5 protein-coding genes and 1 pseudogene are annotated in these 9,292 nt (G+C 74.0%); 4 read left to right on the top strand and 2 right to left on the bottom strand.

The annotated features are described in order from the left end of the window. Together ACFOWE_RS28410 and ACFOWE_RS28405 are read left to right on the top strand one after the other, a co-directional pair. Window positions 1–600 (top strand): RICIN domain-containing protein (locus tag ACFOWE_RS28410; RefSeq protein WP_377293161.1); only part of this gene is annotated, 600 nt, incomplete at its 5' end. 290 nt (window positions 601–890) lie between these two features. Continuing rightward, window positions 891–4,013, top strand: coding sequence for an ATP-binding protein (locus ACFOWE_RS28405; RefSeq protein WP_377293159.1), 3,123 nt, complete (start codon window positions 891–893; stop codon window positions 4,011–4,013). A gap of 153 nt (window positions 4,014–4,166) precedes the next feature. Here the strand turns inward: ACFOWE_RS28405 and ACFOWE_RS28400 are convergent. Then, window positions 4,167–4,970: pseudogene (locus tag ACFOWE_RS28400) on the bottom strand (RNA-guided endonuclease InsQ/TnpB family protein); the annotation flags it as partial. Window positions 4,971–4,992: 22 nt separating this feature from the next. Between ACFOWE_RS28400 and tnpA the strand changes: the two are divergent. Further along, entirely contained in the window at window positions 4,993–5,409 is a 417-nt protein-coding gene (gene tnpA / locus ACFOWE_RS28395) for an IS200/IS605 family transposase (RefSeq protein ID WP_377293157.1), read from the top strand. A gap of 228 nt (window positions 5,410–5,637) precedes the next feature. Here the strand turns inward: tnpA and ACFOWE_RS28390 are convergent, their stop codons facing one another. After that, the gene (locus ACFOWE_RS28390; protein WP_377293155.1) at window positions 5,638–8,043 is read right to left on the bottom strand and encodes a putative bifunctional diguanylate cyclase/phosphodiesterase; all 2,406 of its coding nucleotides are present in this window, start codon (window positions 8,041–8,043) and stop codon (window positions 5,638–5,640) included. A gap of 282 nt (window positions 8,044–8,325) precedes the next feature. On the opposite strand from ACFOWE_RS28390, the gene ACFOWE_RS28385 reads away from it, so the two are divergent. Continuing rightward, a complete protein-coding gene (locus ACFOWE_RS28385; protein ID WP_377293153.1) occupies window positions 8,326–9,246 on the top strand; it encodes an alpha/beta hydrolase family protein in 921 nt (306 codons plus the stop codon). The last annotated feature ends 46 nt before the right edge of the window (window positions 9,247–9,292 follow it).

Here is a 9,292-nt window from a genome sequence, read left to right as displayed (position 1 = left end):
AACGTCGTCAACGACTGCCTGGCGGTGCCGCGCTGCACCGGCATCACGGTCTGGGGGGTGCGCGACAGCGACTCCTGGCTCGGCTCCGGCGCCACCGCGCTGCTGTTCGACGGCAACGGCAACAAGAAGGCCGCCTACACCTCCGTCCTGAACGCGCTCAACAGCGCGGACCCGGACCCCACCTCCTCGCCGACCGCGACGCCCACGCAGGATCCCGGTGGCGCCGGTCAGATCCGGGGGACGGCGTCCGGTCGGTGCGTGGACGTGCCGAACGCCACGAGGACCGACGGCACGCAGCTGCAGCTGTGGGACTGCAACCCCAACGCCAACCAGCGGTGGTCCTACACCTCCGCGCAGGAGATCCGCGTCTACGGCGACAAGTGCCTGGACGCCGCCGGCACCGCCAACGGCGTCAAGGTGCAGATCTACTCCTGCTGGGGCGGCGAGAACCAGAAGTGGCGCCTCAACTCGGACGGCTCGATCGTGAACGTCCAGTCGGGTCTGTGCCTCGACGCCGCCGGCTCCGGCAACGGGGCCCGGCTCCAGCTCTACTCCTGCTGGGGCGGCGACAACCAGAAGTGGACCTGGAACCGGGGCTAGGAGGCCGGATCACGAGACGGCGCCGACGGGCGCCGGCCGGGCCGGGACGGTGACCACTGTGGTGGTCGCGGTCCCGGCCGTCTCGTCGTCCCGGTGTCCGGGGCGGGGAGGCGGGCTGCGAGAACGCCGGGGACCCCTCCCGGCGTCCCTCGTCGCCGCTCCGGTCGCGACGGGTCCGGCGGAGCCCGCGCATCGGTGAAATCACCGGTCTTCGCCGTGCCGGCGCGGTGCCGGGAGGAAACCTGACATCCGCTCTTCTCAGTCGCGACATCTCCGCGTAACACTTGGGCATGTTCTCCGCCACCTCCGTCACCGCGGCCGTCGCCCTCCACGGCCGCGACGCGGAACTGGCCGCGCTGCACCGGCTGGTCGACGCCGCCCGCCGAGGGTCGGGCGGCGCCCTGCTCGTGCTGGGGGCTCCCGGGACGGGCAAGTCCGCGCTGCTCGACGCCGCCGTCCGGGCCGCCCGCCGTACCGTCCCGGCTCCCGCCGCTCCCGCGGACGGCGCGCCCCCTCCCCCGTCCGCAGAGCCGGACGGTCCCGGGACCGATTCCCCGGCCGGTTCCGCGACGACTTCCGAGACCGCTCCCGGGACCGGTTCCGGGACCGATTCCCCGGCCGGTTCCGCGACCGATTCCCCGGCCGCTCCCGGGACCGGTTCCCCGGCCGGTTCCGCGACCGATTCCCCGGCCGCTCCCGGGACCGGTTCCGGGACCGATTCCCCGGCCGCTCCCGGGACCGGTCCGGGAGACCGGGAGGACGACCCGGCGGACGGGCTCATCGTGCTGCGGACCCGCGGAGCCGAGGCCGAGGCGCACCTGCCGTACGCCGGGCTGCACGCCCTGCTCCGCCCGGTCGCGGACCGGTTGACGGCCCTGCCCCCGGCGCAGGCCGCGGTGCTCGCCGAGGCGCTGGAGCTCGGCACGGCCGGCCGCGGGCTGGCGCTGCCCGCCGCGGTGCTCAACCTGCTGGTCGCCCTCCGGCGCCCGGTCCTGGCCTGCGTCGACGACCTGCACCATCTCGACGCGCCCAGCCGCGAGGTGCTGTTCTTCGTGGCCCGCCGCCTGCGCGGCGAGCGGATCGCGCTGCTCCTGACCGCCGACGGCACCCGCGGCGACCGGGAGCCGGACGCCCCCGCGGACATCCCCCGGCTGGTCCTGGGCGGTCTCGGCGAGGAGGCGGTCCGGCAGGTGGTCGACGACCTGGCCCCGCCGGGCCTCTCCGAGGACCTGCGAGCGGCCCTGGCCGAGATCGCCTGCGGCAACCCGCTCGCCCTGTGCGAGCTGGTCGGCTCGCTCACCCCCGACCAGGTGAGCGGTGTCGCCGCTCCCCCGGAGACGCTCCCGCCGGGCGGACGGCTCTGGCGTGCGTACGCCGACCGGCTCTCCCGGCTGCCCGGGCAGAGCGCGGACCTGCTCCTGCTGATCGCGGCCGATCCCGGCCTGGACATGGCCGCCCTGCTGCGCGCCGCCGAACCGCACTGCGCGCTCACCGCGCTGGAGCCCGCCGAGCAGGCGGGCGTCATCGTGCGCGTGGCCAGGGACCGCTACGACTTCCGGGAGCCGGCGATGCGGGCGGTGGTCTACGCCGGGGCGTCCCCGGCCCGGAGACGGGAGGCGCACCGCCTGCTGGCGGGCGTCCTCGACGGCGAGCACCAGCGGCTGCGGCGGGCCTGGCACCGGGCCGCCGCGCTGGACGGCCCTCCCGAACGGCTCGCGGACGAGCTGGTGGAGGAGTTGTCCGATGGGCCGGACGGCGGCGCGGCCGGGAGCCGGGGCGGTTTCCCCGAGCCGTTCCGCGCCTTCGAGCGGGCCGCGGAGCTCACCTCCCGCGGCGACCTGCGGGCGGCCCGCCTGGCCGCCGCCGCCCGCCACGCCTGGCACGCCGGGCTGCCGCAGCGCGCCCGGTCGCTGCTGGCCCGCCTCAACTCCCTGACGGTCACCGCGGAGGTGCGGGGCCGGGCCGAGCTGGTCCGGGGCAGCCTGGAGCTGCGCAGCGGCAAGACGGGCAGCGCCTGCGACGAGCTGCTGGCGGCGGCCGAGCGGCTGCTCGACCGTGATCGGGAGCAGGCCGTCCGGGCGCTGATCCGGGCGAGCGAGGCGACGTACCTCGCCGGGGACAACCGGCGCTTCCTGTCCATCGCGCGCCGCGCCGCCGCGCTGCGGCGGCCGGACGACCCGCCCACCACGCAGCTGATGCTCGAGTATCTCGAGGGCATGGCGGCGACCTTCCGCGGGCGGCACCGGGAGGCGGCGGCTCCGCTCCGCCGCGTCGTGGAGCTCGCCCCCTCGGTGGACAACCCCTCGGTGCTGGTGTGGGCGTGCGTGTCCAGCCTGCTGCTCGGCGACGACGCCCAGGCCCTGAAGCTCTCCACCCGGGCGATCGACATCGCGCGCGCCCAGGGGGCCGTCTCCACCGTGCCGCAGGTGCTGGAGTTCCTGATCCAGGCCGAGCTCTGGCTGGGCCGCTACGCCTCCGTCGCGGCCAGCGCGATGGAGGGCCTGCGGCTGGCCCAGGAGACCGGCCGGCTCAACAGCGCCGCCCAGCACCTGGCCTGGCTCGCCCTCACCGCCGCGGTGGAGGGCGACGAGGAGACGTGCCGGATCCGGGCCGGGAGCGCGATCGAACTGGCCGACGCCCACGGCCTGGGGGTGGCCGGGGCGCTCGGCAACTGGGCGCTGGCCCACCTGGACGTCGCGGCCGGCCGCCACGCGGGCGCGGCAGGCCGGCTGCGGGCGACGGCCCGGGCCGACGGGACGGGCGGCCACCTGGTCATCCGGGTCATGGCGACCCCCCACTTCGTCGAGGCGGCCGTGCGCACCGGCGACGTCGAGCACGCGCGGGCGGCCCTGGCGGTGCTCGACCGCTGGGTGGACAGCACCGGCAGTCCCGACCGGCTGGCGCTGGCGGCGCGCTGCCACGCGCTCCTGGCCGCGCCCGGCGAGGCCGAGGAGCGTTTCCGCGAGGCGCTGGAGCTGCACGGCAAGGGGTCCTGCGCGTTCGAGACGGCCCGCACGCAGCTGCTGTTCGGCAGTGCGCTGCGCCGCAACCGGCGGCCCGGCGCGGCCCGGGAGCACCTGCACGGCGCGCTGGAGACCTTCGAGCGGTACGGCGCGCGGCTCTGGGCCGAGCAGGCCCGCGGCGAGCTGCGCGCCTCAGGAGAGGCCCTGCCGTCCCGGTGCCCCGGGCCCCGCTCCCCCGCGGCCGAGGCGCCAGGACAGGAGAGTCCGGCGGCCCGGGCGCTGACCGCGCAGCAGTTCCAGATCGCCCGGCTGGTCGCCGACGGCGCCACCAACCGCGAGGTGGCGGCCCAGCTCTTCCTGAGCCCGCGCACCGTCGAGCATCACCTGCGGAACATCTTCTCCCGGCTGGGCATCCGCTCCCGGGTCGAGCTCGTCCGCCTGCTGTCTTGACGCGCTCCCCGGCCTGAAGGCCGGGGATTCAGCCCGTGCCGCGTGTGCGGCACCTCTGCGCTTCCTGTTTCACCGGGTCCCGCCCTCCGCTAGGCGGCGGGTCTTACGGTCCCTCCGCAGGCGTTTAGCCTCTCCGCCCGTCCGGCGGCGAGGGCGGATGATTCGCGTGGAGAGCTTGTGGTGGAAGTCCCGGCGCGCGTCGGCCACCCGAGCGTGTGCCCTGGCAACCTTGATCACAGCCTTCCTGCGGTTGTTCGACCCCTTCGCCGTGCGGGACAGGGCCTGCTGCGCCTTGCGCAGGCGGCGTTCGGCGCGGCGCAGGAACCTCGGATTGTCGATCTTCCGGCCGTCCGACAGTACCGCGAAGTGCGTCAGCCCCAGGTCGATCCCGACCTCGGCGGCGGTCTCCGGCAACGGCTCGTCGCCTGCCTCGATCACGAACGAGGCGAAGTACCGGCCCGCCGCGTCCTTGATCACGGTCACGCTGGAGGGCTCGGACGGCAGGCGTCGGGACCACTTCACCTTGACGTCGCCGATCTTCGGCAGGCGCAGTTTCCCGCCCGCGGTGACCTGGAAGCGGGCGTTGCGGGTGAAGCGGATCGCCTGCCGGTTGTCCCTTTTGGACCGGAACCGGGGCGGGGCGACCTTCGACCCTTTCCGCTTTCCGGTGATCGAGGCGAAGAAGTTGCGGTAGGCGGTGTTCAGGTCGGCCAGTGCCTGCTGGAGCACGACGGCGGACACCTCGCCCAGCCAGGCGCGCTCCGGCGTCTTCTTCGCCTCGGTGATGATGCGCTTGGCCAGCTCCCCGTCCGGGATGTACGGCAGACCGGCCGCGCGGGCTTCCTGCCGTGCGCGCAGCCCGTCGTTGAACACCGCCCTGGCGCACCCGAACGCGCGGGCCAGCGCGGCGCGCTGACCCGGGGTCGGGTAGAGGCGGACGTTGTACCGCAGCTGCACGCCGTGATCCTACCGTTGGTTTATGGCTGAGCATGGAGACATCAGAACAGGTAGACACTGCGTTTTCGCCCTGCATGCCCACTTGGTTTTCGTGACCAAGTTCCGGCACCCGGTCTTCGCCGGCGTCCACCTGGAGCGCATGGAGCAGATCATGCGGGACGTGTGCGCTGACTTCGAGTGCGAGCTGGCGGAGTTCAACGGCGGGAGCACCCACGTCCACCTGCTCGTGAACTTCCCGCCGAAGGTCGCCCTGTCCCGGCTGGTCAACTCGCTGAAAGGGGTGTCCTCCCGGCGGCTGCGACAGGAGTTCCCCGAGCTGGCCCGCCACTACTATCGGGCGGACAAGTTGTGGTCGGGTTCCTACTTCGCCGGGAGCGTGGGCGGCGCTCCGATCAGCGTCCTGCGTCAGTACATCGAGCAGGAGAACCGCCCGGTCTGAGCCGGGTAGACGCTGGATCGCCCGGGGGCGATCCGGCTTTCCCTGCCCCGCTACGCGGGAGGGTCCGCTTCACCCCCGGCCTGAAGGCCGGAGCACTGCGGACGATCCAGGTAGCGGCCGTCCCCTGCGGGTAGGGGTCGCTGCCGTGGGCCGTCCCCTGCCGCTGGGCCCGCCCGCCGTGCTCCGGCCGGCGGCGCCGTACGGCAGCGGCGGGCTCAGGCGGCGGATTCAGGCGGCCCGCTTCCACGGGGTGGCGCGCAGCATCTCGTCGATCCGCCCGGCGACGACGGGCGGGGAGAACAGGTATCCCTGGCCCAGCGGGGAGCCCATCTGGCGCAGCACGTCGGCCTGCTCGCGGGTCTCCACGCCCTCGACGACGGTTTTCAGCCCCAGGCTGGCCGAGAGCTCGACGATGGTCTTGGTGAAGGCGCGGGTGCGCTGGTGGTCGGCGTCGGTGAGCGGGGTGGTGAAGGAGCGGTCGATCTTGAGGATGTCGACCGGGAGCGTGCGCAGGTACGACAGCGACGAGTAGCCGGTGCCGAAGTCGTCCAGGGCGATGCGCACGCCGTGCTCGCGCAGCCGGGTCAGGGTCTCGACGATGCGGGCCGTCTCGACCGGGGTGGTGGCCAGCAGCATGCTCTCGGTGATCTCCAGGGTCAGCACGTGCCTGGGCAGCTCGTGGCGTTCGAGCACGGCCAGGACCGCGTCGCCGAAGGTCTCGTCGCGTAACTGGCGGCCGGAGACGTTGACGGCGACGGTGATGCCGTGGCTCCCGTGCCAGCGGCGGGCGTCGGCGCAGGCCTGCTCCAGCGCCCACAGCCCGATGTCGACGATGAGGCCGGTCTCCTCGGCCACGGGGATGAAGGCGTCCGGCCGGACCGGCTCACCGCCTTCGGGGATCCAGCGCAGCAGGGCCTCGACTCCGCTGATGTCCCCGGTGGCCAGGTCGACGACGGGCTGGTAGTACAGGGCGAACTCCTCGCCGACCAGGGCCCGGCGCAGGCCGGTGGCGATCCGGGTCCGGAGCACGCGCGCGGCGCGCAGCTCGGCGTCGAACAGGGCGATCTGGTTCTTGCCGGCGTTCTTGGCCTCGTACAGGGCCAGGTCCACGTCGCGCAGCGCCTCGGCGGCGCCGTCGGCGGCGACCTCCGCCAGGACGCCGATGCTGGTCGTGACGTACAGTTCGCGCCCGCCGAGGTGGAAGGGCGCCTGCACCGCGTCCAGCACCCGCCGCGCCACGGCGAGGGCCTCGGCGGCGGTGGCGCCGGGCAGCACGAGCGCGAACTCGTCGCCACCGGGCCGGCCCAGGGTCTGGCCGTCGGTGACGAGCTCGCGCAGGCGCCGGCCGACGGCGCCGAGGAGCTCGTCTCCCACCGGGTGGCCGTAGGTGTCGTTGACGTCCTTGAACCCGTCCAGGTCGAGCAGGAGCAGCGCGGGCGGCGGGCCGGCGGGCCGGGCGGCGTGGGCGGTGATCTCGCCCTGCAGGACCTCGGCGAACAGGGTGCGGTTGGCCAGGTCGGTGAGCGAGTCGTGCGAGGCCCGGTGGGCCAGGCGGCGGCGGAGCGTCTCCTGGCGGCGCAGGGCGGCCGACAGCTCGCCGGCCTGCTCGGTGAGCTGCTCGGCCTGGTGGTCCAGCGCGACGGCGCGGGCCTCGGCCAGCCGGGCGACGAGGTTGAGCCGCACCACCAGCAGTACGGCCAGCAGCACGGTCATCGCCGTGATCCCCAGCTCGACGTGGGCGCGGGCCACGACGCGGCCGGACAGGAGGCCGATCCCCGCCACCGAGGCCAGGGGGCTGACCACCGTCAGTGCCAGGAAAACCGCCACCCGCGTCCGGTCGCCCACCTCGTCGGCCGGCACGGTGGTGGCCCCGGCCAGGCTGGGATGCAGGGCCGCGGCGCCGACCAGCAGCGGCCAGCACATCCAGGTGATCAGGGTCGACGGCCCGTCCGGCCGGCCCGCGGCGAGGTTCAGCAGGTGGATGCCGTCGGAGACGAACAGCATGCCGTAGGCGAGGCTCACCAGGACGAGCCAGGGCGCCCGCCCCTTGCCGAGCGCCAGCCGTGCCGCCAGACCCAGCATGAACAGGTCGATGACGGGGGTGAGGAGGGTGAAGAGCAGGTCCAGGTCGACGCGGGGGGCGCTGTGCAGCAGGGGGTGGAGCAGGAAGGTCCAGGCGGGGATGGCCGCACCGGCGGTGATGATGCCCGCGTCCAGCAGCGCCGTCCGCGGCGACCCGGTGCCGCCCCGGCTCAGCATCGTCAGCGCGACCAGGCCGAGCAGGTAGGACAGGACCGTGAGGATGTGGTACAGGTCCAGCATCAGGTGGATCCGCAGCCAGAGCCAGCCGACGGCCCATCCGAGCACGGTCGCCGACCAGGTGACGACGGTTCCGGCGACGACCAGCCTCCAGGGCCACGCGCGGCCCAGGCCGTTGCGGCGGATCGCGGTGACCATCGTCAGCGCCGTCGCGCCCTGCAGGCCCACCTGCGCCGCCGCGGCCGGTCCCGCGGGCAGCAGCGGGGCGGCCAGGACCAGCAGACCGCCGGCCAGGAGGTAGGCCACCCAGCCGCGCGAGGCCGGGCGAGCCCGCCACGGGGCACGCCTGGTCGTCGGGCGCAGTGGCTGCCGCATGGAGTGTGGTCCTTCCGTCGGATCCGGCTTCTCCCTATCGGCAGCCGGAGCGCGCGGTTGACCAAAGTGCGGTGGGGATTCCGCCGATGTTCCACGGCCGGGCCCGCGGCTCACCGTCCCCGTGCAGAACCGGTGATTTCACCGATGCACACTGCGGCATGACTCCACGAAAGTACTGTCTGTCAACGTTTCGAGGGGAACCGGAACCCCCCACGGTGCAGGCACGGTGTCCGCGGCCTCACACCGGACGGCGCCCGGCGCGGACGCCGTCACCGGCCCCTCATGCGAACAGGGAGTACCGACGTGCAGCTTCACCCCCCGACCCCCGCGAACCGTCCGGCCCGCACCTTCGCGAAGCTGGCTCTCGCACTGGCGCTCGTCGGCGGTGCCGGCGCCATCGCCCCGACCGCCCACGCCGCCGCCGGCTACGAGCGCGGCCCGAACCCCACGGAGAGCCTCCTGGAGGCCTCCCGCGGCCCGTTCAGCGTCTCCGACACCGACGTCTCCTCCCTCTCCGCGTCCGGGTTCGGCGGCGGAACCATCTACTACCCGACCGACACCAGCCAGGGCACCTTCGGCGGGATCATCGTCGCCCCCGGTTTCACCGCCAGCAAGTCGAGCATGGCGTGGTACGCCGAGCGGCTCGCCTCCCACGGCTTCGTGGTCTTCAACATCGACACCATCACGCGCAGCGACCAGCCCGACAGCCGGGGCCGCCAGCTGCTGGCCGCGGCCGACTACCTGACCACGCGGGCCAGCGGCACGGTCCGCAGCCGGCTGGACTCCAGCCGCATCGCGGTCAGCGGCCACTCCATGGGCGGCGGCGGCACCCTGGCCGCGTCCGCGGACCGGCCGTCGCTGAAGGCGGCGATCCCGCTCACCCCGTGGCACACCGACAAGACCTGGAACACCGTCACGGTCCCGACGCTGATCATCGGTGCGGAGAACGACTCGGTCGCCTCGGTGCGCTCGCACTCCGAGCCGTTCTACGAGAGCCTCTCCCGCGCCCGGGAGAAGGCCTACCTGGAGCTCAACGGCGCCAGCCACTTCGCGCCGAACACCTCCAACGACACGATCGCCAAGTACAGCATCGCCTGGATGAAGCGCTTCGTGGACGAGGACACCCGCTACGACCAGTTCCTCTGCCCCGCCCCGGGCCGGAGCCTGCAGATCGAGGAGTACCGCTCCTCCTGCCCGCACTAGAGGCCTGCCCGCACCGGAGGCGGGCATCCTGACGACGGCGGGCGCC

It is taken from the genome of Planomonospora corallina (assembly GCF_042650625.1).
Classification (GTDB): Bacteria; Actinomycetota; Actinomycetes; order Streptosporangiales; family Streptosporangiaceae; genus Planomonospora_B; species Planomonospora_B corallina.
The sequence above is the reverse complement of the archived record's forward strand: the minus strand, read 5'-3'. Positions and strand labels throughout refer to the sequence as shown.

Excerpts from the sequence above, each read along its gene's own strand:
- ACFOWE_RS28405 (WP_377293159.1), top strand. The coding sequence starts at position 891 with ATGTTCTCCGCCACCTCCGTCACCGCGGCCGTCGCCCTCCACGGCCGC.
- tnpA (WP_377293157.1), top strand. The coding sequence starts at position 4,993 with ATGGCTGAGCATGGAGACATCAGAACAGGTAGACACTGCGTTTTCGCC.
- ACFOWE_RS28390 (WP_377293155.1), bottom strand. The coding sequence starts at position 8,043 with ATGCGGCAGCCACTGCGCCCGACGACCAGGCGTGCCCCGTGGCGGGCT.
- ACFOWE_RS28385 (WP_377293153.1), top strand. The coding sequence starts at position 8,326 with ATGCGAACAGGGAGTACCGACGTGCAGCTTCACCCCCCGACCCCCGCG.